The 22,002-nt window shown below is 68.8% G+C and carries 21 protein-coding genes; 10 read left to right on the top strand and 11 right to left on the bottom strand.

Annotated features, from left to right (window positions below; translation table 11 throughout):
- The first annotated feature begins 154 nt into the window (after positions 1-154).
- The gene (locus tag C1706_RS04400) at positions 155-2,521 is read left to right on the top strand and encodes a glycoside hydrolase family 31 protein (protein ID WP_129457998.1); all 2,367 of its coding nucleotides are present in this window, start codon (positions 155-157) and stop codon (positions 2,519-2,521) included.
- A gap of 28 nt (positions 2,522-2,549) precedes the next feature.
- On the opposite strand, the gene C1706_RS04395 is transcribed toward C1706_RS04400, so the two are convergent.
- A complete protein-coding gene (locus tag C1706_RS04395; RefSeq protein ID WP_129457997.1) occupies positions 2,550-3,356 on the bottom strand; it encodes an isoprenyl transferase in 807 nt (268 codons plus the stop codon).
- A gap of 19 nt (positions 3,357-3,375) precedes the next feature.
- Positions 3,376-4,320: an NAD(P)-dependent oxidoreductase gene (locus tag C1706_RS04390; RefSeq protein WP_129457996.1), complete on the bottom strand. Its 945-nt coding sequence runs from the start codon at positions 4,318-4,320 to the stop codon at positions 3,376-3,378.
- A 104-nt stretch (positions 4,321-4,424) separates the two neighbouring features.
- On the opposite strand from C1706_RS04390, the gene trhA reads away from it, so the two are divergent.
- The gene (gene trhA, locus C1706_RS04385; protein WP_241653420.1) at positions 4,425-5,069 is read left to right on the top strand and encodes a PAQR family membrane homeostasis protein TrhA; all 645 of its coding nucleotides are present in this window, start codon (positions 4,425-4,427) and stop codon (positions 5,067-5,069) included.
- Between the two features lie 4 nt (positions 5,070-5,073).
- On the opposite strand, the gene C1706_RS04380 is transcribed toward trhA, so the two are convergent.
- Positions 5,074-5,682, bottom strand: a complete 609-nt coding sequence (locus C1706_RS04380; RefSeq protein WP_129457994.1) for a TetR/AcrR family transcriptional regulator — start codon at positions 5,680-5,682, stop codon at positions 5,074-5,076.
- A gap of 54 nt (positions 5,683-5,736) precedes the next feature.
- On the opposite strand from C1706_RS04380, the gene C1706_RS04375 reads away from it, so the two are divergent.
- Positions 5,737-6,561, top strand: a complete 825-nt coding sequence (locus C1706_RS04375) for an ATP-binding cassette domain-containing protein (RefSeq protein WP_164987427.1) — start codon at positions 5,737-5,739, stop codon at positions 6,559-6,561.
- A 1-nt stretch (position 6,562) separates the two neighbouring features.
- Entirely contained in the window at positions 6,563-8,716 is a 2,154-nt protein-coding gene (locus C1706_RS04370; RefSeq protein ID WP_164987426.1) for a YhgE/Pip family protein, read from the top strand.
- A 57-nt stretch (positions 8,717-8,773) separates the two neighbouring features.
- On the opposite strand, the gene C1706_RS04365 is transcribed toward C1706_RS04370, so the two are convergent.
- From C1706_RS04365 to mca, 3 genes are all read right to left on the bottom strand, one after another.
- On the bottom strand, positions 8,774-10,909 hold the full coding sequence (locus C1706_RS04365; protein WP_129457991.1) for a thioredoxin domain-containing protein: 2,136 nt from the start codon (positions 10,907-10,909) through the stop codon (positions 8,774-8,776).
- A 65-nt stretch (positions 10,910-10,974) separates the two neighbouring features.
- The gene (locus tag C1706_RS04360) at positions 10,975-11,187 is read right to left on the bottom strand and encodes a hypothetical protein (protein WP_129457990.1); all 213 of its coding nucleotides are present in this window, start codon (positions 11,185-11,187) and stop codon (positions 10,975-10,977) included.
- On the bottom strand, positions 11,169-12,107 hold the full coding sequence (gene mca / locus C1706_RS04355; RefSeq protein WP_129457989.1) for a mycothiol conjugate amidase Mca: 939 nt from the start codon (positions 12,105-12,107) through the stop codon (positions 11,169-11,171). Before mca ends, C1706_RS04360 begins: the two co-directional genes overlap by 19 nt.
- 90 nt (positions 12,108-12,197) lie before the next feature.
- On the opposite strand from mca, the gene C1706_RS04350 reads away from it, so the two are divergent.
- Positions 12,198-12,605, top strand: coding sequence for a DUF4307 domain-containing protein (locus tag C1706_RS04350; RefSeq protein ID WP_164987425.1), 408 nt, complete (start codon positions 12,198-12,200; stop codon positions 12,603-12,605).
- 64 nt (positions 12,606-12,669) lie between these two features.
- The gene (gene greA / locus C1706_RS04345) at positions 12,670-13,176 is read left to right on the top strand and encodes a transcription elongation factor GreA (RefSeq protein ID WP_129457987.1); all 507 of its coding nucleotides are present in this window, start codon (positions 12,670-12,672) and stop codon (positions 13,174-13,176) included.
- A 63-nt stretch (positions 13,177-13,239) separates the two neighbouring features.
- Here greA and C1706_RS04340 read toward each other — a convergent pair whose 3' ends face one another.
- The 3 genes from C1706_RS04340 to C1706_RS04330 form a co-directional block, all read right to left on the bottom strand.
- The gene (locus tag C1706_RS04340; RefSeq protein WP_129457986.1) at positions 13,240-13,704 is read right to left on the bottom strand and encodes a DUF2089 domain-containing protein; all 465 of its coding nucleotides are present in this window, start codon (positions 13,702-13,704) and stop codon (positions 13,240-13,242) included.
- On the bottom strand, positions 13,701-14,480 hold the full coding sequence (locus C1706_RS04335) for a hypothetical protein (RefSeq protein ID WP_129457985.1): 780 nt from the start codon (positions 14,478-14,480) through the stop codon (positions 13,701-13,703). Before C1706_RS04335 ends, C1706_RS04340 begins: the two co-directional genes overlap by 4 nt.
- Positions 14,481-14,544: 64 nt before the next feature.
- Positions 14,545-15,723 (bottom strand): AI-2E family transporter, encoded by a 1,179-nt coding sequence (locus C1706_RS04330; RefSeq protein ID WP_129457984.1) that lies wholly within the window; start codon positions 15,721-15,723, stop codon positions 14,545-14,547.
- A gap of 69 nt (positions 15,724-15,792) precedes the next feature.
- Here C1706_RS04330 and C1706_RS04325 point away from each other — a divergent pair, with 69 nt between their 5' ends.
- Both C1706_RS04325 and C1706_RS04320 read left to right on the top strand, forming a co-directional pair.
- The gene (locus tag C1706_RS04325) at positions 15,793-16,476 is read left to right on the top strand and encodes a uracil-DNA glycosylase (protein WP_129457983.1); all 684 of its coding nucleotides are present in this window, start codon (positions 15,793-15,795) and stop codon (positions 16,474-16,476) included.
- A 161-nt stretch (positions 16,477-16,637) separates the two neighbouring features.
- Complete coding sequence (locus C1706_RS04320) at positions 16,638-17,954, top strand: TerC family protein (RefSeq protein WP_129457982.1); 1,317 nt, start codon at positions 16,638-16,640, stop codon at positions 17,952-17,954.
- Between the two features lie 100 nt (positions 17,955-18,054).
- Here the strand turns inward: C1706_RS04320 and C1706_RS04315 are convergent, their stop codons facing one another.
- Positions 18,055-19,422: a M23 family metallopeptidase gene (locus C1706_RS04315; RefSeq protein ID WP_241653429.1), complete on the bottom strand. Its 1,368-nt coding sequence runs from the start codon at positions 19,420-19,422 to the stop codon at positions 18,055-18,057.
- Between the two features lie 161 nt (positions 19,423-19,583).
- Here C1706_RS04315 and C1706_RS04310 point away from each other — a divergent pair, with 161 nt between their 5' ends.
- Positions 19,584-20,282 (top strand): EcsC family protein, encoded by a 699-nt coding sequence (locus C1706_RS04310; RefSeq protein ID WP_129457980.1) that lies wholly within the window; start codon positions 19,584-19,586, stop codon positions 20,280-20,282.
- Between the two features lie 32 nt (positions 20,283-20,314).
- On the opposite strand, the gene metB is transcribed toward C1706_RS04310, so the two are convergent.
- Complete coding sequence (gene metB, locus C1706_RS04305) at positions 20,315-21,481, bottom strand: cystathionine gamma-synthase (RefSeq protein ID WP_206660962.1); 1,167 nt, start codon at positions 21,479-21,481, stop codon at positions 20,315-20,317.
- An 82-nt stretch (positions 21,482-21,563) separates the two neighbouring features.
- On the opposite strand from metB, the gene C1706_RS04300 reads away from it, so the two are divergent.
- Positions 21,564-21,995 (top strand): CBS domain-containing protein, encoded by a 432-nt coding sequence (locus C1706_RS04300; RefSeq protein ID WP_129457978.1) that lies wholly within the window; start codon positions 21,564-21,566, stop codon positions 21,993-21,995.
- Positions 21,996-22,002: the final 7 nt, after the last annotated feature.

Here is a 22,002-nt window from a genome sequence, read left to right as displayed (position 1 = left end):
GAGCATCCCGTCGGGGAAGGAGTCGCATCCGGATTCCTCTCGTGGACGCCCACCCGAGACGTCCTGAGGCGACGGTAACCCGAAGGGGGACGAATCCGGCACAACACACGGCTACGTTCCCCGAATGTTCACGTGGCGTAATACGGTCGTGCGCATGCCGCAGACACCGCGTTTTCGTCCCCTGACACATCCGCTCGCGCGTCCCGACCAGATCGTCACCGGCGAGCATTGGCGGGTCACGGTACTGACGCCGCGGTTGCTGCGCCTGGAGTGGTCGGATTCGGGATCGTTCGAGGACCGCCCCACCCAGGTGGTGTGGCACCGCGACCTGCCTGCTGCCCGGTTCACGGCGACCCCGTATGGTGCGGGCGTTCGCGTCGAAACCGATGCCCTGCGCCTGGACTACGACGGCCTGCCCTTCTCGGCCGCGGGCCTGACCGTTCACCAGCATTCCTCCCAAGGCCACCACACCGTGTGGCACTACGGCGATCCCGAACCGGTCGTGCGTCCGACGCGCGGGAACATGGGCGGGACCGCCCGCACCCTCGATGAGGTCGATGGGGCCATCGACCTGGGCACCGGCGTCGTGAGCGCGCTCGGCTGGGCGACCCTGGACGACTCCGCCTCCCTCGCCCTGGACGAGGACGGCTGGCCCACCCCCCGCACCGGCACCAAGGATTTGTACTTCTTCGGCCACGGGCACGACAGCGCAGGCGCCGTCCGCGACTTCTATGCCATCACCGGCCCGCAGCCCCTGCTGCCTCGCTGGGCGCTTGGCAACTGGTGGAGCCGTTACCACCCCTACTCGGCGTCCGAATACACCGGGTTGATGGACCGTTTCTCCGCCGAGGGGATGCCCTTCTCGGTAGCCGTCATCGACATGGACTGGCACTGGGTCGAACTGGCGAACGGGCACGGTTCGGGCTGGACGGGCTTCTCGTGGAATACCGACCTGTTCCCGGATCCGGACGCCTTCCTTGATGGCCTGCACGAGCGTGGGCTCAAGGTCTCGCTCAACCTGCATCCCGCTGACGGCGTGCGTTCCTTCGAGGACGCCTACCCGGCGTTGGCGCGCCGCCTGGGACGCGACCCGGAAAGCGGAGAGGTGATCGAGTTCGCGGTCGCCGATCCCGAGTTCATGGCGGCCTACTTCGACACCGTCTTGCACCCGATGGAGGACGCCGGGGTCGACTTCTGGTGGCTGGACTGGCAGCAGGGCACGGCCTCGGCCCTGCCGGGCCTGGATCCGCTGTGGCTGCTCAACCATGCCCACTACTTCGATTCGGCGCGCGAAGGCAAGCGTCCCCTCACGTTCAGCCGCTACGCGGGCCCCGGCTCGCACCGCTACCCCGTCGGCTTTTCCGGCGACACCGTCACCTCATGGGCCTCGCTCGACTTCCAGCCGTACTTCACCGCGACGGCGTCCAACATCGGGTACGGCTGGTGGAGCCACGACATCGGCGGCCACATGTTCGGCACCCGCGACGATGAAATGGTGGCCCGCTGGTTCCAGTTGGGCACCTTCTCCCCCATCAACCGCCTGCATTCGACGGCGAGCCCGTTCATGGGCAAGGAGCCGTGGATGTTCGGCGTCGAGGCGCGCACGGTCATGACGGAGGCGCTGCGACTGCGTCACCGCCTGGTGCCGTACCTCTACACGATGAACGAGGTGGCTCACCGGACGGGGACGCCGCTGGTGCGTCCGCTGTATCACGCCGATCCGCGTGAGGAGACGGCGTTCTCCTCACTCAACACGTTCCTGTTCGGCACTGAACTCCTCGTCGCGCCCGTCACGACTGCGCGGGATCGGCGCACGCTGCGGGCCGCCACCACCGCCTGGCTTCCCGAGGGCACCTGGGTCGACTTCTTCGACGGCACCCCCTACTCGGGGGGCCGTTTCGTGACGCTGCACCGGACGCTGGAGCGGTACCCCGTCCTGGCCAGGGTGGGCGCGATCGTCCCGCTGGTGGGCGGGGAGGACCTCAGCACCACCAACCCGTCCGCGCTGACGGTTCGCGTGTTCGCGGGCGCCGACGGCGCCTTCACCTTGTACGAGGACGACGACGCCGCCGCCCCGGTCTGCGCGCGGACGCCTTTGGCCTGGGATCAGGCGTCGGGCACCTTCACCATCGCCCCCGTCGAGGGGGACGCCGCCGTGCTACCGCAGGGCCGTTCCTGGACGCTGGAACTGGTCGGGGTGGCCCCCGTGGAGGCCGCCTCCCACCCGGGCAGCTACGACGCAGCCACCGGGACGCTCCGCGTCGAGGTGGGCGCCGTGGATCCGGCTGTCGGCACCACGGTGCGGTTGGCGGCGCCGCCGGCGCCGTTCGTCCCGGATGCGGACGCACGCCTGTTCGCACTGATCACGCAATTGCAGGTGGGCTACCCCGACAAGCATGCGCTCTGGGCGTTCCTGAGCCAGAACCCGGATCCGGCGCGCCGGGTCGCGGGACTGGCGGCCTTGCCGATCGCCGAGGACATCAAACCCGTGATCGCTGAGGTGTTGCTGGCTCGCCTGTAGGTAGGCGCGGCCCCGCCCCCGGGGCCTCTCAGCGTCCGTAGCGGCGCTCGCGGCTGGTGTAGCTGCGCAGTGCCCGCAGGAAGTCGACGCGGCGGAAGTCGGGCCACAGCGCCTCGCAGAAATAGAACTCGCTGTGCGCCGACTGCCACATCATGAAGCCCGACAGGCGCTGCTCGCCGGAGGTGCGGATGATGAGGTCGGGGTCGGGCTGGCCTGCGGTGTAGACGTGCTCGGAGATGTCGTCGATCTCCAACGTGTCGGCCAGTTCGGCCAGATCGGTGCCTTTTTCGGCCTCGGTGCGCAGGAGCTTGCGGACGGCGTCACGCAGTTCGTAACGACCGCCATAGGCGATCGCCACGTTGACCTGCATGCCGGGGTTGTTCGCGCTGGCCGCCTCCGCGCGCTCGAGGGAACGCGCGATGTCGGGGGGAAGCAGCGAGGCGTCCCCCACACATTTGACACGCCACCGCCCGGTGGAGGCCAAGTCCACGAACAGCTTCTCGATGACGCCCAGCAGGGGGCCCACATCGCTGGGGTTCCTGGTCAGGTTCTCGGTGGACAGCACCCACAGCGTGACCACCTGGATGCCGACCTCGTCGCACCAGCCGACGAACGACTTCAGCTTGTCGGCGCCCGCCTGATACCCGGCCACGAGAGGGCCGCCGGGCGCGTTCAGCCGCGCCCAGCGACGATTCCCGTCCGCGAGGACGGCGACGTGTCCCGGGAGCCGGGAGCGATCAAGTTCGGCGAAGAGCCGCTGCTCGTACGTCGAGTACAGCAGCCCCGCCGGGTGAAGCCGGTCCACCCACTCCCGGACGCGTTCCCCCCATGCCATAGCGCCAGCGTAATGGCGGCTAGCGGGCCACGACGTTGCGCAGCGTCTCGCCTGCGCGCAGGCGAGCGAGGTTGTCGTTGAACAGTTCGTTGGAGCCGTAGGCCACACCGCCGGCCACGTGCGGGAACACGATGGTGTTGGGCGTGCTCCACAGCGGCCCGTCCACCGGGTAGGGCTCGGGATCGGTCACATCGAGCGCCGCACCACCGAGTTCGCCCGCGTTCAGCGCGGCGACGAGGGCGTCCTGATCGACGGTGACGCCGCGGCCAACGTTGACGACCCACGCATGGTTGGGCAGCAAGGCGATCCGCTCGGCAGACAAGGCGTGACGGGTGTCGGCCGAACTCGGCAGCACCATGATGAGGATGTCGGTCTCGGGCAGGAGCGTCGGCAGGTCGGCGTCGGTGAACACCTGGAAGCCGGCGCGCTCCCCTGCGCTGTTGGCCACGCCCTTCACATGGGCGTGCATGGCGGTGAAGTTGCGGGCGATCTGCTGCCCGATGGCGCCAAAGCCCCACACCAAGACGTTGGTATCGATGACCGAGCCCAGGCGACCTTCGGGGCGGAGCGTGCGCCACGCGCCGTAGGCGTCGTGCTCCCAGCGCTGCTCGCGCTGGGCCGTGAGCATCTCGGGTACCTGGCGGATCCCGGTCAGTGCGAGTGTGAGGGCCGTCTCGGCGACGGTGAGGTTGTGCAGGCCACGCCCGTTGGTGATGGTGACCTGCGCGGGGAAGTTGGCGGCCAAGACACCGTCGGGGCCTGCGGCCAGCGTCTGGACCCACCGCAGGTGCGTGGCCTCACGGGCAAGCTGCGTGACCGCGGGGGACGTCCAGCCCTGGACGATGGCGCCATCGGCGTCGAGGTGCTCGGCCGGGATGGGCTGATCTTCGTCGATCGACACAACCTCGACGCCCTCGGGGGCCTCGAACTCGAACGGGGCATTAGTGGTGGCAAGAATCTTCACGCCGCCCACGGTATCGGGGGTTGCGGCTGTTGCGCGTCGCGATGGACGCACCTAACCTTACCTACGTGACCGTAACTTACGCTTCGTCAAGTAGGGGGCGCGCCGTGGGTAACTCCCCAGCAGCCAAGCCGCGACTGCGCGGCTGGCTCCACCTGGGCATGGCCCCGATCATGCAGGTGGCCTGCCTGACGCTCCTGGTGGCCACCGACAGCCTCCACGCCCGTATCGGCGTCGCCATCTACCTTCTCGGGGCGACTCTGCTGTTCGGCACCTCCGCGGTGTACCACCGAGGGCACTGGACCACGCGCAGCGAAGCCGTTCTGCGCCGGATGGACCACGCCAACATCTTCGTGTTCATCGCCGCCACCTACACCCCACTGGCCCTGACGATGCTGGACGCCCCCAACGCCACCCTGTTGCTGGCGATCGTGTGGGGCGTCGCCGCAGCCGGGATCACCTTCAAGCTCACGTGGATGACGGCACCCCGCTGGCTCTACACGGCCCTCTATGTAGCCATGGGCTGGGCGGCAGTCGCCTGGCTGCCCGCTTTCTGGATGACAGGGGGCCCCGCCGTCGTCCTCCTGCTCCTGGCGGGAGGGCTGATCTACACCTTCGGAGCCGTGGTGTACGCCCGCAAGGCACCCAACCCCTCCCCGACCTGGTTTGGCTTCCATGAGATCTTCCACGCCTGCACCGTCGTGGCCGCGGTCTGCCACTTCATCGCCATCACGCTGGCGACCCTCGCCTAGGCGATCAGGCCACCCCCAGGCCACGCAGCAGGATTCCCACGCGCACACTCAGCGCTTCGAGGCTGACCGGCACGCACCGCATGACGCCCCGCAGAACCTCGTTGACCAGCGTCGAGAAGACGAATCGGGCCGAGTCCTCCAGCGACAGCCCCACCTGCTCCACATCCAGCGTCGGCGCCAGGATCTGCGCCAACTGCTCCACGGCACCGTCCACCACGGCCAGCGCCTCATCCCGGTGCGGCCCAGCCTCACCGAACAGAACCTCGCGCAGGTAAGGGGCGGCATTGTCGGGCTGGGCGCGCACCAGGGCCACCAGTGGTCCGATCAGCGCCACCACCGCGTCGGCGACCGTGGGGGCCGACGCCGCCGCGATGCGTCCGTGCTCCAGCAGGTCGGCAACCTGCTCGTTGAGGACCATCAGCAGCAACTCGGGCTTCGTCCCCGCATAGCGGAAGATCGTGCCGTCGGCGACGTCAGCGGCGGCCGCCACCTGTTGCGTCGTGGTGCGGGCATACCCGTTCTCGGCGAAGAGCGTGGCGGCGGCCTCGGCGATGCGGCGACGCTTCTCGGCCTTGTTGCGCTCGCGGCGGCCCAACAATCCGGCGGATGGCATGTCCACACCTTAGACGAATTTTGAGTTCACTCAACAATGAGTATCCTCATACATGTGTCTGAGTCACCCGTCACCTCCGCACCAGACGACGCCCTCCCGGCGCCGAGCACCCCGGCTGCCCCACGCGTCGCAGCCGACACCCCCGCGCAGGACGTGGCCGAGCCGGCCCCGTCGGCACCGCCGGAAGAGTCGGCCCCTGCCAGGGTGATCGCGGACGCCGACGAGTCGAACGCCCGCCCCGCCCCGGACATCATTCACGCCCGCAACTTCGGCATGGCTTCGCACGACCCGGCCTTTGCGGGGCTCGACATCACGCTGCCCGCCGGTCAGTTCGCTGCCGTCGTCGGCCATGCGGGGGCCGGAAAGTCAACCCTGTTGCTCGCCCTTACCGCACGGATGCGTCCCGTGACCGGCGAACTGCGGATCGGTGGCGTGGATGCCCGCAAGCATCCCGGCCAGGTGAGGCGCATGACGTCGGTGGCGCGCGTCCTCGGTCTGATCGAGCCGGAGCCCTCCTTGACGCTGGAGGACTGCCTGACCGAACGCACACTGTTCGACGGCGCGCGGGCCCGCTCACGCATGGCGCTCTATCTGCATGCCGCACGGCTCCTAGGGCTCAAAGCGCCCGTCACCACCTTCTTCGGCGATCTGCCTCCGCTGGACCAGACGCGAGCAGCGCTCGCCCTGGCGTGCGTCCGGCCCGCCACCATCGTCGCGTTGGACGACCTCGACGACGATGCCACCTTGGAGGACCAGCGAGCCCTCTGGGCGGGAATCGCCGCCCTCACCGCTGACGGCCAACCCGTCATCGCGTCCACCACTGAACGAACCGTCATCCCCGACGACGCCCTCATCATCGACTTGGAACCGGAGGCCTGACATGTGGGATTCGGCCAACAACCCGTTAAGCCTCGCCCGCTTCGAGCTGAAGCGCTTCCGGGGCCCGCTGCCCCGCCTCGCGCTCGGCTTCATTTTGCTCATCCCGTTGCTGTACGGCTGCATCTACCTGGCCGGAAACTGGGATCCCTACGGACGCCTCGACCGCGTGCCCGTCGCCGTGGTCAACCACGACGTCCCCACCACCGTCAACGATTCCAGCGTCGCCGCAGGCAAGGACTTCGTCGACAGCCTGCATCGGGCCAACACCTTCGACTTCATCGACACCGATGCCACCGAAGCCGCCGACGGGCTCTCCCGGGGGCGGTACTACCTGGTGATCACCGTGCCGGAGTCCTTCTCCACGGACCTGGTCAGCGGTCAAGGCACCGACCCGCGTCGCGCACAGATCATGCTGCAACGCAATGACGCCAACGGGTTCGTGATCGGCACGATCACCAACAGCGCCCAAAACAGCATCGCCCGCGCCATCGATGAGACGGCCGTGCGCAGCTACTTCGAGGCCGTGTTCGCCAACCTGGCCACCATCCGGGACGGGATGACGCAAGCGGCCGATGGCGCGGCACAACTCGATACCGGTTTGGCGTCCGCGCACGAGGGCAGCACTCAGTTGCGTTCCGGTACGGCCACGGCGGCGTCCGGAGCCGACTCCCTGGTCACGGGCGCCACGCAGGTGGCCACCGGGAGCGCGACCGCCCGCGACGGGTCCAAGCAGCTCGCCTCCGGGCTGGACCAGCTCAGCAGCGGCGCCGGAACCCTGAGCTCGGGCGCCACCCAGGTCGCGGGCGGGACGCAGCAACTCGCCGACACCCTGGACCCCATCCTGGGGATGGCCGCCGACAAGCTTCCCGCCATCCAAGATCGCGTGACCCGCGCTTCGGCCACCATCGCGGACGTGTCCGACAAACTGGCCCAGGGCAGCAGCAGCAGCATCTCGGGGCACACCGCGTCCGCCCTCGCCGATCTCGACGCCCTCATCGCCGACCACCCCGAACTGGCCAGCAACCCGCGCATCCAACGACTGCGCGACTCCCTCGAACATGCCGACAGCACGGCGACCACCGTCAGCACCGACCTCACCGCTGCGGCCGCGGACGCCGCCGCAGCGAACAAGGCCATCCAGGGTGCCGGGGATCTCTCCGCCAAGGCCACCGAGGCCAAGGCGAAGATCGACCAGCTCAACGACGGAGCACACCAGGTCGCCGGGGGCGCCAAGCAACTCGATCAAGGCCTCGACAAGGCCGCCCCATCGGCCCGCACGCTCGCGGACGGCCTGACCCAGCTCGCCAGTGGCAGCGGCCAGTTGCGCGACGGCGCCACCCAACTCGCCAGCGGCACTCATCAGCTCGCCGACGGCGCCGCGTCCCTCGACGACGGGCTGGGGCAACTCGCCACCGGCGCGCACGAACTCGCCACCAAGCTCGCGGAGGGAGCGGCGCGCATTCCCGCGCTGACCCCCGATCAGACCACGAACGCCGTCCAGGTGCTTTCAGCGCCCGTCGACGTCACGATGCAGGTGGAGAACCCGGCCCACGTGTACGGGCGCGGGTTGGCGCCGATGTTCTTCTCCATCGCCTTGTGGGTGCTCGGGATCTCCGCATTCTTCCTGGTGCGCCCCATCACTGGACGCGTCATCGCCGGGCGTGCGGGCGATCTGCGCATCGCGATCACCGCTTGGCTGCCGCTGGCGGGCATCTCCGTGCTGGCGAGTTGGCTGATGCTGGGCGCCGCGTGGATCGGGCTGGGGCTTGATCCGGTGCATCCAGGGCTCATGATCGTGATGGTGACCTTGGTGGCCTTGGCGTTCTCCGCGGTGGCTCACCTGCTGCGCACGTCGCTGGGCTTGGTGGCGACCGCCGCGATGCTGATCGTGCTGATCCTGCAGTTGTCCAGTTCGGGCGGCACGTATCCCCCCGAACTCCTCCCGCCGTTCTTCGCCGCCATCGGTCACGTCATGCCGATGACGTACACGATCGACGCCTTCCGCATCTGCATCTCGGGTGGCCTGATGAGCAAGCTCGCCCGCGACGCGGTCTTGATGCTGATCCTGCTGGTCTCCTGCGTGGGTCTGCTGGTGCTGGTCGTCCACCGGCGCCGTCAGTTCACCACCAAGGACCTGCACCCACCGCTCGGCTAACCGACTGTGCGCCCGGCCCCCCTGCGAGGGGCGTCCGGGGCGCACAGCCAGGTGACGTCAGGCACGGCTCCACAAGGCCCGCCGGGCGTCCTGGACCGCACGGGCAGGCGCGAACCGGTGCCCGTTGCGGGTGACGTACACCGTCTGTGGGAGCGTGACGATCTCGTGCTCGTCGTACTCCTCGGCCTCACTCACCTGCCCGGAGGCACCGATGCGGGCGTGCGTCAGCAGCCCCGTCTCGCCCTGCTCCGGGTCAGGATCGGGTGCCGGGGCCAGGCCCGTAAACGCGTCGCCAAACCCGGGCGTCCCCGCGGGTGCCGACACGATGGCCGTCCCGGCCGGGGCCATCCGCCACACCGCACGTGCCGCCTCGTTGAGCGGATCGCCGTCGGCGTCGACGATCACTGCCAGCGCCGGACGCATGCCCTGGCGTGCCTCGTCGGCGGCCAACAGGTCGGCCAGGGCCGCGGGGGCGAACCGAGGCGCAGCCTCCACCGTCCCCCAGGTCGTCGCGGCTGCGGCGTCGGCGCGGGCGATCAACTCGGGGCGATCAGCCAGGAGCCCGACCAGACGCAGGGCGGCGACGAGGCTCATCGTCCCCGACGGCGTCGGGTTGTCCTGGACGTCACGAGGACGCGTGTACAGGTCGTCGGCCGCCCCGTCGTAGAACCCTCCCTCGGGGGCGTCGAAGCGGACCACGGCGTCGGCCAGGAGCGCCTCGGCACGCTCCAGCCAGGACGCCTCCCCCAGCACTCCCGCGAGCCGGGCGAAGGCCAGTGCCGCGGCCCCGTAGTCCTCAGCCGTGCCGGGGGCCTCCCCGGCGACCCCGTTGAGGGAGGAACGCACCCAGCCGCCCTCGACCCGGTGCGTCGACCACAGGTACTCAGCGGCCGTGCGCGCCAACTCCAACCACGAGCGCTCCCCAAAGATCAGGGCCGCGCTCAGCAAAGCGTCGATCGCCCAGCCGTTCCACGACGCGATGACCTTGTCGTCGCGTGGCGGAGCGAACCGGTGCCCGCGAACCTCCAGCAGGCGCGCAGCCACGGCCGTCAGCCGGTCCGCGTCGGGGGCCCCACGCAACTGCAGCGTCGACAGGCCGTGATCGAAGGTGCCCGCCGAGGTGACGTGGAAGGTGTGACCGGCCCAGTCGGCGTCCTCCTCCCCCAGCGCATCGCTGAGCAACTCGGGGTTCCACACGTAGTAGATGCCCTCGTGTGCCATGCCTCGAATGTCGGCGGAATCGGCGTCCAGCGAGGCCGCGAAACCACCGCCGGGGACGGTCATCTCGCGGGCCAGCCAGCCGACCAGTGAGCGGACTACTCGCTCGAACAGGGCGCGGAGTTGGGCGTCGTGCTGCGGTGTGCGCCGCCACCCGCGCGCGTAGGCGCCCAACAGCAGGGCGTTGTCGTAGAGCATCTTCTCGAAATGCGGTACCACCCAGCCCGCGTCGACGGCGTACCGGTGGAACCCGCCACCGATCTGGTCGTGGATGCCACCGCGGGCCATCGCCTCCAGCGTCCGCTGGGCCAAGTCGAGCGTCCCGGCCTCGCCCTTGACCAGGAGCGCGTCGATGAGGAGCGGGGAGGGGAACTTCGGCGCCCCACCGAACCCGCCGTGGAGAAGGTCGAAGTCGGAGGCCAGCGCGTCGATCAAGGGCCACACCTCCGGGGGCGTATCGGTGCGGGGCACGGCGTTGATGGTGGTCAACTGGTCCGCGATCGCGCTGGCCGACTCCAGCACCTCGCCGCGCCGGTCACGCCATGCCTGGGCGAGCGCGTCCACCACCTGAGTAAACGACGGCTGCGCGTCGGTGGGTTCGGGGGGAAAGTAGGTGCCAGCGAAGTAGGGCAGGCCCTCTGCGGTGGCGAAGACGGTCATCGGCCAGCCGCCCTGGCCGGTGAGGGCCTGGGTTGCGCGCATATAGACCGCATCCACGTCGGGCCGCTCCTCGCGGTCAACCTTGATCGCCACGAAGTTGGCGTTCACCACCTCTGCCACGGCCGGATCCTCGAAGGACTCGTGGGCCATGACGTGGCACCAGTGGCACGCGGAGTAGCCGATGCTGATCAGGACGGGGACGTCGCGGCGTCGCGCCTCGGCAAACGCCTCCGGACCCCACGGCCACCAGTCGACCGGGTTAGCGGCATGCTGCAGCAGGTAGGGACTGGTCGCGTCGGCAAGGCGGTTTGGCATACCTCAACCCTGCCAGACCGACGCCACCCCGGACGCCACAACTGCGGCGCCGGTCGGTGCCGAACTCAGCCTTGACGGCCCCCCGCATCCGGGCGGCGCTCCTCGGATGCCTGCTTCTCCCGCACCTCGGCAGACGAGGGCAGGTCGGCGTAATCGGCGGTGCGCAGATGCTTACGCATGTTGAGGAACAACAGCACCAGCGCCACGAGGAGGGCAGCGACCAGCACCAGGGTCATCCAGCCCGGCGCCTGTTGGGCGCCTAAATCGTGTAGTACCACGCGTCCACCTTATCCACGGTGCGCGTCGGGATACCGGCGAACAAGTCATCCTCGGGCAGCGTCGAGGGCACGTGCGACTCAACCAACTGGAAGTCCTCGGTGGGCCATGCCTTGCGCTGCAACGCCAGCGGTACCGCGAACCAGAACGCGTTCGGGTCCACCTGGGTCGCGTGCGCACGCAACGCGTCGTCGCGGGCCTCGAAGTAGTCAGCCGCGGGGATGAACGTCGTCAAACGGGCGGCTTGGGCTGGGTCTTCAGGCCAGGACGCCAACCGCTCCCGGTAGGGCGACTCCAGCCCCTGGTCGTGCATCACGGCATCCAGCGCGACGGCCCGCGCGCGGTGGAAGTTCTGGTGGTAATAGACCTTCAGCACCTGCCAGGGTTCCCCCAGCGACGCGGGCGCACTCGGGTCTGCGGCGATCTCGATGCCCCGCATGCTGATCTCGTGGGTACGGATGTGGTCGGGGTGGGGATACCCACCGAACTCGTCGTACGTCAGCAGGACGTGGGGTCGGAAGGAGCGAATGATCCGCGCGAGCGCGCTCGACTCCTCTTCCACATCCCCCAGCGCGAAGCACCCCTCCGGCAACGGCGGCAGCGGATCGCCCTCAGGCAGGCCCGAGTCGACATATCCCAGCCACACCTGCTGGACGCCGAGGATCTCGCGGGCCTTGGCCATCTCGGCCTGCCGCAGCGCCGGAATGGTCGCCTGGTTCTCGGGGGTGTCCATGGCGGGGTTGAGGATGTCGCCTCGCTCGCCGCCGGTAGCGGTCACCACGAGCACCTGGACGCCCTCAGCGACGTACTTGGCCATCGTGGCCGCGCCCTTGCTGGACTCGTCGTCGGGGTGGGCGTGCACGGCCATCAGGCGCAGGGGCTCGCCGTCGGCGGCGACCCGGATCTGGGGAGCATCGGACATGAGCGTCATTCTCCCCGCCCACGCAAGCGCTCCCCGCGCAGTCTCGGCCACAGGGCGATCCGCCCCCGCCTGGCCCGGCACAATGGACGGGTGAGTTCCCCCACCGAGACCGACGCCGAACGGATCGCCCGCCGCTATCCGCCATCCAGGACGCCGCGCTGGCTGTGGCTGGCGGGGGTGGCCCTCCTGGCGATCCTCGCCGGAGTGTGGCTGGTCTGGTCGGCGCTCTACAACGCGAACCCGCCCGTGAGCGCCCGGGTGGTGAGCTTCACCGTCACGTCCGACCAGACAGTTGACGTGCGCCTCACGACGCAGCGCCCCGACCCCCAGCGTCCGGCCGTCTGCACGCTCACCGCTCAGGCCGTCACCTACGACACCGTCGGGCAGTTTGCCCTGGAACTGCCGCCCAGCGATCAGAAGCTGGAAGATCACGACGTGACGATCCGGACCTTCAAGCGCGCCACGTCGGTCAAGATCGAGAACTGCACCCCGCGCTGAGGTCTGCGCACAACATCGGGCACGCCCTAGCTCCCTCAGCGCCCCCCGCTGATAAGCTCGTTCAATGTCTGACACACAGAATTCCACCGTTTGGCTGACCCAGGAGGCATTCGACAAGCTCACCGCAGAGCTTGAATACCTCAAGGGCGAAGGACGGACCACGGTGTCGGCGAAGATCGCCCAGGCCCGTGACGAAGGAGACCTCTCCGAGAACGGCGGCTACCACGCCGCACGCGAGGAACAGGGGCAGCAGGAGGCGCGCATCCGCCAACTGGAGGCGATGCTGCGCGATGCAAAGATCGGCGAGGCACCGGCAGGCAGCAAGAAGGTCGCCCCCGGCATGACCGTCACCATCGCCTACGACGACGACCCCGACGACACCGACACGTTCCTGTTGGGCTCGCGCGAACTCATCGGCGTGACCGACACGTCGGTGGATGTTTTCAGCCCGCAATCCCCCCTCGGCGCCGCGGTCGTGGGCGCGAAGAAGGGCCAGAAGGTGTCCTATGCGGCGCCCAACGGCTCCACGATCAATGTGACGATCCTCGAGTTCGGCGTCTACTCGGGCTAGGCCCCAACGCTCGATCGCCCCGGATGCCGCGCTCGGCGTCCGGGGCGATCCGTGTTCGTGGGGTTACAAGCGCGCGAGGAGGTCCGCGGCGACGTCGGGGGCCAGGCTCCCCGCGGCGACCTGCGCCAGGATCTGGTCGCGGACGTCGTTGCCGACCGGAGCCGAGGCCGCCTCGACCGGCTCTTCGCGCGCGATCGGCTGGTCGGGCTCCTGTGCGGTGCCCGGCTCCGCCTCATCGTCGGCGCTCTCCAGCAGGCCCAGACGCCCGAGCAGGTCGTTGAACCGGGAGCGAGCCGTCGGGTAGGACACCCCCAGGTGCTTCTCGACTTCCTTCATGTTGCCCCGCGACGTCAGGAAGACGCGGAGAAGATCCAGGTCGGCTTCACCGAGCGCGCAGTAGGGGCAGGTGGCGAAGGAGCCGACCAGTTCGGTGCCGCATCCGGGGCAGCCCAGCCGTGAGACGGCCAGCCGGTCACCGCACACGGGGCAGTCGGCTGGGGCACGGTGCAGGTGTGCCGTGGCGCTCACGATTCCACCTTGCGTACCGTGACGGTGCCCATGACAACCTCGAGGTCGAGCCGCGCCGTCCCGTTGCCGACGATGTACTCATCGACAGCCGCCCCCTCGTCAGGCCACGTCACCCGCCCGACCTGGGCTTGGGAGCGCATCGTGACCGAGGAGCGCGGCGCCAGCCCGACGGTCAAAGAACCCGACTCGATCTTGAGCCGTGAACGACCCGTGTTGATGGGCCCCTCGACGGTCCCCGACCCAGCCTGCACGAGCGCGTCGGTGATCCGGCGGACGCCGTTGATCGCCATGCCGCCGGCGGTCACGCGGACCCGCCCCAGGAAGGGCACTCCGGTGACATTCAGGCTGCCGGCGGTCAGTTCGATGTCGACCTCGATGGCCGGGTTCACCCGGACGGTGAGCCCGCGGGCCAAGGTGATGCCGCGCAGGTCGTCGAAGCTCTTGGGCGGGTTCAGCAGGCTGAAGCCTTCCAGCTTGGGCCCCAGTTCACCGTCGGCGGAGACCTCCAGCACCTCGCCTTGGCGGCGCAGGACGTGCTCGCCGGTCACCGATGCCGTGGCGACCGACGGATCCCCGATGACGGTGACGCGGCGTCCGACTGCTCGGATCGCGACGCGCTGGGTGCCTTTGACGCCGGTGGGGCCCGCGGGCTCGTCCGCGTCCTGTGCCTCGCCGTCTGGGCGGCGCAACGCTTCGATACGGCGGGCGGCCTCGGCCGAATCGATATCCCCCGCCGCCAGGTCCGCCAAAATTGCGGAAAGATCAGGCTCACTCATGACTCAAATGGTAAACCGCGCTTACCAATCTGACATAGGGGCGGACCCCCTGTGTTAACCCTGGTCAGGTGTGGGGGATCGCGTCCTCAGGGTGACGCAGCGATGTGACGAACGCCACCATGAAGGCGAGCACCGGGATAGCCAGCAACGCACCGAGGATGCCGCTCACGATGGCGCCCGCCGTGATACCGACCAAGACGGCGAGCGGATGCACGTTGACGGCCTTGCCCATCACCAGCGGCTGGAGGAAGTTGCCCTCGGTCTGCATGACGACGATCACCGCGCCCAGCATGATGAGCGCCTGCACCCACCCGTGCGTCACGAGCGCCAAAGCGACGGCCACGGACCCGGCAAGCACCGCGCCGACGATGGGGATGAACGACAAGAAGAAGGTGAGCGCGAACAGCGCTGCCACCAGCGGCACACCCAGCAAGAAGGCCGCCAGCGCGACGCCTGCCGCGTCGACCGCAGCCACGATCACCGCCGAGCGCATGTAGGCCACCAAGGACGTCCAGCCGCGCAGCGCCGCCCGATCCACCTTGTCGCGGTAGTGGGACGGAACGACCACGTTGACCGTGTTGGTGAAGATCATGCGGCCCTGGAAGGCAAAGAAGAAGGCAGCAACCAAGGCGGTGGCGAGCCCGGCGAAGAAGTTGCCGAAGGCAGCCCCGACCCCGGCGGCCGCACCGGCCAGCGAGGCGGCCTGCGTCTGCAGCCACTGAGTGCCCATCTGGATCCAGTGCGACATCTGCGACGGCTGGAACCCGAAGGGAAGGGTGCCCAGCCAGGCGACCAGAGAGGAGAACCCGGCGCTGGTCTGATCCACCAGGCTGGGGAACTCGCCTGCCACTTGCTGCCCGACGAACCCCAGCAGGCCAGCGACGATCAAGACCAAGAGGAGCAACGCCGCCAGAGCCGCCAGGGCGGGGGGCCAGCCCCAGCGCTTGAGTCGGTCGGCGATCGGGTGGAGCATCGCCGCGAGCAGGATCGCGATCGCGAGCGGCACGGTGAGCTGGGAGAAGTAGCCCAGCGCCATGAACAGGCCCACCACCCCCACCCCGAGCAGGAGGAGGCGCCAGGTGTATCCGGCCGCGATCGTGAGCCCAGCGGGAATCTCGGGGGCGAGGTCGACGTGAGGCTCCGAGTGCTCGGGCTGCTCCACCTGGACGACCAGAGGCTGCGGGACCGACACGGCGGCCTCGCGGGGGGAGAACAGCCGAGCCAGGGCGTTACTGAGGGTCATGACGCTCCTTTCACCGCGGCCAGCCTAGCGGCCACCACCCCGACAGCCGGGCAGGGCTAGCCTGGGCCGGTGACCTCCCGTCCTCTGCGCGACCTGATGGCACCCGACTGGGCGCAAGCCCTCGAACCTGTGGCCCCCACCATCGCCGCCATGGGCGACTTCCTCCGCGCCGAACTCGCCGCCGGTCGGCACTATCTCCCCGCAGGCAACCAGGTTTTGCGCGCGTTCTCTCGCCCGCTCGCCGACGTCAGGGTGCTCATCGTGGGCCAGGACCCCTACCCCACGGTCGGGCATCCCGTCGGGCTGTCGTTCTCCGTCGCCCCCGACGTCCGCCCCCTGCCGCGCTCCTTGCAGAACATTTATGCGGAACTGTCCAGCGACCTGGGGATCGCCCCGGCCCAGCACGGCGACTTGTCGGCCTGGTTCAACCAAGGCATCCTGCTGCTCAACCGCTGCCTGACGGTACGCCCCGGGGCTCCCGCCTCCCATCGGGGACGCGGCTGGGAGACCGTGACCGACCGGGCCATCGAGGCGCTGGTAGCTCGGGGCGGTCCGCTGGTGGCGATCTTGTGGGGGCGTGACGCGCAGTCGCTCACCCCGCGCCTGGGCACCATCCCGATCATCGCTTCGGCTCACCCGTCCCCCATGTCGGCCCGCTCCGGGTTCTTCGGCTCCCGCCCCTTCAGCCGCGCCAACGCCGCGCTCCTCGCCCAGGGAGCCACCCCCATCGACTGGCAGATCCCCAGCGCGTAGCGTGGGAGGCACGCGCGGTTGCCACCCACGTGCCGCGTCAGAGCCGGACCATTAGACTGTTCGGGACCCCCGAGGGGGCGAGCCGGCGCACAGGGCGGAAACTCTGCCCGCCCGACCTACGCAGTGCCGCGGGCAACGAGACTGCCGAAAGGGCACACTTCATGGAAGTAACAACCACCCAATGGATCGTGACGATGGTCGTAATCGTGGGGCTGTTGGCGTTCGACTTCTTCTTCCACGTTCGCAAGGCCCACATCCCCACCATCAAGGAATCGGCAACCTGGACGGGCATCTACGTCACCGTCGCCATCTTGTTCGGCGTCTTCGTGTGGCTACAGATGGGGCAGACCTCGGGCGTGGAATACTACGCCGGCTACATCACCGAACTGTCCTTGTCGGTGGACAACCTGTTCGTCTTCCTCATCATCATGGGCAGCTTCAAGGTGCCCCGCGCCGATCAGCAGAAGGTGCTGATGTTCGGCATCGTGGTGTCGCTCATCTTCCGCACCGGCTTCATCTTCTTGGGCACTGCGCTGATCAACAGCTTCGCCTGGGTGTTCTACGTGTTCGGCCTCATCCTCCTGCTGACGGCGGGCAACCTCGTCAAGCCCGAGAAGGACGGCGACGACGACGAGTCCTCTGAGGCGAACAACTTCATCATCAAGATCGCCAAGCGATTCATGCACACCACCGACTACTACGACGGCGACAGGCTGTTCACGATGGTCGACGGCCGCAAGGCGATGACGCCGATGCTGCTGGTCATGATCGCCATCGGCGGTACCGACGTGATGTTCGCCCTCGACTCGATCCCAGCGATCTTCGGTCTGACCCAGAACCCGTACATCGTCTTCACCGCGGTGGCGTTCTCGCTGCTGGGCCTGCGTCAGCTCTACTTCCTCATCGATGGCCTGCTGGACCGCCTCATCTACCTCAAGTACGGCCTGGCCGTCATCTTGGCGTTCATCGGCGTCAAGCTGATCCTGCACGCACTGCACGAGAACAACGTGCCGTTCATCAACGGGGGCGAGCCGGTCCACGTCTGGGAGGTCACCACCGAGTTGAGCCTCGCGGTCATCGTCGTGACCCTGCTGGCCGTGATCGTCATGTCGCTGGCCTCCCCCAAGGGCAAGGCGCTGACCACGATCAAGAACACGCGGCGTCACGCCAAGCAGTACCTCGACATCGGCTTCGAGGCCGATCCGGCCATCCGCGAGAAGAACTACCGGGGGCTGATCGCGGAGGAGCAGTCGCTGCTGGCGCTGCCGGAGAAGCACAAGGAACTCATCCACGACGAGCAAGAACTCCTCGACATGCTGGATGAGGCGCATGCGACCCACGATCGCTACCTCGCCGAGCATCCGGGTGCGTTTGGCGGCGGTGACCCGATGCGCAACGAACCGCGGCTGGACACCGACGCCTACCGCACGGCGCTGCAGAACCCCGACGCCTTGGAAGGCCACGACCAAGAGGACTGACCGCCACGGGCATGAAGGTGGGCCCCGCAACGCATCGCGCGTTGCGGGGCCCACCTTTGTGCGGAGCCGACCCTGATCGCAAGCGAGGCTCGCGGGTGCCTCAGGGAATGTAGGTCAACGGGTCGACGGGCGTCCCGTTCTTGTAGACCTGCAGGTGAAGGTGGCATCCGGTCGACAGACCCGTGGTGCCCACGTAGCCGATCAGTTGTCCGGCGTTGACGTGCTGCCCCACCGACACCGCGATCTTGCTCTGGTGGGCGTAGCCGGTCATCAGCGAGGCGCCGCCGATGACGCCGTGGTCGACGACGACATAGTTGCCGAAGCCACCCTGCCGACCAGCCGTCACCACGGTGCCCGATTGCGCTGCATACAGCGGCATCCCGCAGGTGGCGCCGAAGTCGGTCCCGTTGTGCATGCGCCAGATCTTCAAAATCGGGTGGAAGCGTCGCCCGAACGGGGAGCCGGGCTTGGCGTCCACCGGACGGATGAACCCCTGGGGGCTGAGCGCCACCTGCGGGCCGTTGGCGACCAGCGGGTAGGTGGCGCGGTCGGTCCAGACCGTGCCCGCGGCGACCAGCGCCCCGATGTCGCGGCCACCACCCCGGGCCAGGTCGGCCGCGGCGCGCCGCGTGAGCTCCGCCTGGATGGACTGCTCCTCGGCCATGAGTCCGTTGTAACGCGCCGTGTCTTCGTCCAGGGCCTGTTGGGCCTGCGCCTGATACTCGGCGTTGCGCGCAACCAGGGCGGAGAGGTCAGACGCCTGCTGGGTGGCCGAAGCCTCCAGCTTCGCGATCTTCGCCACGTTCTGGGCTGAGGCCGCCTTATCGGCGGCAATCTGCGCCTCGATGGCGGCCTGGGCCTGCTCGGCTGCGGCGAGTTGCGCCTCCAGCGCTTGGAGCTTGTTCAGCTTCGCGGTGGTCGACTCGAAGATCGTGGTGTCCCACTGAAGCCGCTGCTGCAGGTCGCCCAGCGACTTCGACTCGAGGAGTCCCACCACGTTGGAGACCTCGCCGCGCCCCTGGTAAGCCTCGCGCGCCGCCTGCGCGGTGAGGGCCCGCTGCGCCGCAACATCGGCCTGGGCCGCCGCTACCGCGGCACGCGCACGATCCAGTTCCGCCTGGGCCTGCGCCAGCCGCGCGGCGATGGCCGCATCGTTGTCCCGGGCCGCTTGAAGGTCGGCCTGTGTCCTGGTCAGCGTCGCTCGGGCGTCGTCCAACTGCTGTTGGGACGCCGCGAGGGCGTCGTTGGCCGACTGCAACGTCGAGGTGCCCTCGTCCACGTCCTGGCGGGCTGCGGCGATCGACTCCTTGATCTGATCGTGTCGGTCACTCAGCGGGTCGGCCATCGCGGGCGGCACCAGGCCGCACAGGAGGCCGCCGGTTACGGCCGCTGCCACAAGCGCGGTCAGGGACCGGCGACGCCGACGCCCCTGTTCCGCGGGACGGGCGAAGGCGGGGGAAGTCACCATACGCACAGAAAAGCCCCTTAGATCGGTTTTCAGTAGCGCAGCGAGCCTAAGAAACGTCACCCCCTCCCCGGCGGAGGCGCGCCGGGCGCGTCGCAGCACGGGTAGGCCGTGTGTCACACTCGGGACGCGACCCCCTGCCGCCCTCACGCAAGGAGTACCTCATGGGCTGGTTCGATCTGTTCTCCTCCTCCGACCGTCACGTGACGCTGTCCGCGCTCCAGGAGGCCGAGGCCCACGACGGCACCGATGACGCCGTCACCAAGCTGATCAAGCGGCTCACGTCGGTCGGTATCGACGGCGTTGGCCCCTACCCCGGCGCCGCCACCGTGGCCGCCTCCGCGCTGGAGAAGGAGAAAGGCGACGTCGACGCCGCCGTGCGGCGCGTCCAACGGTGGGCCGGTCGCGGCGCGGCGGCGGGCGGCTTCGTGACCAGCCTGGGCGGCTTCCTGACGATGATCGTCGCCATCCCGGTCAACGTCTTCTCGTTCTATGTGCAAGCCACCCGCATGGCCGCGGCGGTCGCCGTCCTGCGCGGCTACGACGTCAACGACGAGCGCATCCGGACGGCGATCCTGCTGACACTGGTCGGCTCGAACGCCGCCGACATCCTCACCAACGCGGGTGTGGCTACCGGGTCGAACGCCGCCTTGCAGATCGCCTCGCGCGGCGGCGTCCCGCGCCCGGCCCTGATGGTGATCCAGAAGGCGGTTGGCTTCCGGATCCTGCGCAGCGTCGGCGAGCGGATCTTCACCCGGCTGGGCAAGCTCATCCCGCTCGCCGGAGGCGCCTTCGGCGCCGTGATCGACTACGCGATGATGCGGCGCATCTCAGCCCAGGCGCGGATCGAGTTCCCCGGATAGGCGGCGGGCGCCCGCCCCCGGGCGGGGCCCGCTCAGCCCTGCAAGCGTGCGGCCCGCTCCAGCCCGGCATGCAGGTCGGCGACCAAGTCGTCGGCGTCCTCGATCCCCACACTCAGGCGCACCAGGCCCGGACGCAGGCCCGCAGCCTCTTGGACCTCGGCAGGCATGGCGGCATGCGTCATCGTCCCGGGATGACAGACCAGCGATTCCACGCCCCCCAGCGACTCGGCCAGGCTGAAGTTCTCCAAACCGTCGAGGAAGGCGGCCACACCGGCCTCACCCCCGACGATCTCGCAGGAGACGATCGCGCCGAAGCCGTCCATCTGCCGGGCAGCCAGATCGTGGCCCGGGTGGGAGGCCAGGCCAGGGTAAAACAGCCGCTCGATCGCGGGATGGCCCACAAGGGACTCCACGACCGCGGTCGCGTTGGCCAGATGCTGACCCATCCGCACCGACAGCGTCCGCACGCCCCGCAGCGTCAGATAGGAATCGAAGGCCCCACCGGTCAGGCCCAGGCAGTTGGCCCACCAGCCCACCTGCTCGACCAGGTCGGGTTCGCGCGCCGTGACGACGCCGCCGATCACGTCAGAGTGCCCATTGAGGTACTTGGTGGAGGACTGCACGACGGCGTCCGCACCGAAGTCGAGGGGCCGCTGCACGATCGGGGAACAGAAGGTGTTGTCCGCCACCGCCAGGCCGCCCCCGGCGTGGGCGGCGTCGGCCAGCGCCTGCAGGTCGCTGATGCCCAGCAGGGGGTTCGAGGGCGTCTCGATCCACACCAGCGCCGGCGCCAACTCCCGCACCCGCGCTGGGGCATCGGGGGCAGTGAGGTCGGTGAGCTCCAGAGTGAAGGCACCCTTGCGGGCCAGCGCATCCAGCAGCCGCCAAGTGCCACCGTAGGCGTCGTGAGGGGCCACCACGAGGTCCCCCGGGCCGACCAGCGCCGACAGCGTGGCGGTGATCGCCCCCATTCCGGACGCGGTGACCACAGCCCCGGCGGCACCCTCCAGTTCGGCCAACGCCTGCGCCAGCAGGGAGCGCGTCGGGTTCCCGGAACGGGAGTAGTCGAACCCGCGGCGTCCGCGCAGCCCCTCGAAGCTGTAGTTCGTGGAGAGGTAGATGGGAGGAACGACCGACCCCTGGGCAGTGTCGGAATCGATCCCGGTTCTGACGGCGGCCGTCGTTATGGTTCGTTCCACGGCGATTTCCTTCCCTCGTGGGCGCCACGATCATAGGCCGTAGCCCTGGCGCATCCGCAGTGCGTCCGGGTACCGTCTCGTCATGAAGCTCGAGGATGTTATTCGCACCAAGGGCACCGCATCCGTGGTGACCATCGCACCGCAGGCCTCGGTGAGCGCACTCGTCACGGTGATGGCTGACAACAACATCGGTGCCGTCGTCGTCTCCACCGACGGCCACCACATCGAGGGGATCGTCAGCGAACGCGACGTCGTGCGGGCCCTGGCCACACACGGCGGCGACGCGCTGCATCACACAGTCGCCTCCATCATGACCGCCGAGGTGGTGGTGGCCACGCCCGAGGACGGCGTCGAGGAGACCGCCCACACCATGACGGCGCGCCGCGTCCGCCACATCCCACTCGTGGTCGAGGGCGAACTCCACGGGCTGGTGTCCATCGGCGACGTAGTGAAGTCCCGGATCGCCCAGCTCACCGACGAGCGCAATCACCTCTTGGGGTATCTGCACCAGTGAGCACTCA

The sequence above is a fragment of the Propioniciclava flava genome (assembly GCF_004126535.1).
Lineage (GTDB): Bacteria > Actinomycetota > Actinomycetes > Propionibacteriales > Propionibacteriaceae > Propioniciclava > Propioniciclava flava.
This window is presented reverse-complemented; position numbering and strand designations above follow the sequence as displayed.

Excerpts from the sequence above, each read along its gene's own strand:
- C1706_RS04400 (WP_129457998.1), top strand. The coding sequence starts at position 155 with ATGCCGCAGACACCGCGTTTTCGTCCCCTGACACATCCGCTCGCGCGT.
- C1706_RS04395 (WP_129457997.1), bottom strand. The coding sequence starts at position 3,356 with ATGGCATGGGGGGAACGCGTCCGGGAGTGGGTGGACCGGCTTCACCCG.
- C1706_RS04380 (WP_129457994.1), bottom strand. The coding sequence starts at position 5,682 with ATGCCATCCGCCGGATTGTTGGGCCGCCGCGAGCGCAACAAGGCCGAG.
- C1706_RS04370 (WP_164987426.1), top strand. The coding sequence starts at position 6,563 with ATGTGGGATTCGGCCAACAACCCGTTAAGCCTCGCCCGCTTCGAGCTG.
- C1706_RS04365 (WP_129457991.1), bottom strand. The coding sequence starts at position 10,909 with ATGCCAAACCGCCTTGCCGACGCGACCAGTCCCTACCTGCTGCAGCAT.
- mca (WP_129457989.1), bottom strand. The coding sequence starts at position 12,107 with ATGTCCGATGCTCCCCAGATCCGGGTCGCCGCCGACGGCGAGCCCCTG.
- greA (WP_129457987.1), top strand. The coding sequence starts at position 12,670 with ATGTCTGACACACAGAATTCCACCGTTTGGCTGACCCAGGAGGCATTC.
- C1706_RS04335 (WP_129457985.1), bottom strand. The coding sequence starts at position 14,480 with ATGAGTGAGCCTGATCTTTCCGCAATTTTGGCGGACCTGGCGGCGGGG.
- C1706_RS04330 (WP_129457984.1), bottom strand. The coding sequence starts at position 15,723 with ATGACCCTCAGTAACGCCCTGGCTCGGCTGTTCTCCCCCCGCGAGGCC.
- C1706_RS04320 (WP_129457982.1), top strand. The coding sequence starts at position 16,638 with ATGGAAGTAACAACCACCCAATGGATCGTGACGATGGTCGTAATCGTG.
- C1706_RS04315 (WP_241653429.1), bottom strand. The coding sequence starts at position 19,422 with ATGGTGACTTCCCCCGCCTTCGCCCGTCCCGCGGAACAGGGGCGTCGG.
- C1706_RS04310 (WP_129457980.1), top strand. The coding sequence starts at position 19,584 with ATGGGCTGGTTCGATCTGTTCTCCTCCTCCGACCGTCACGTGACGCTG.
- C1706_RS04300 (WP_129457978.1), top strand. The coding sequence starts at position 21,564 with ATGAAGCTCGAGGATGTTATTCGCACCAAGGGCACCGCATCCGTGGTG.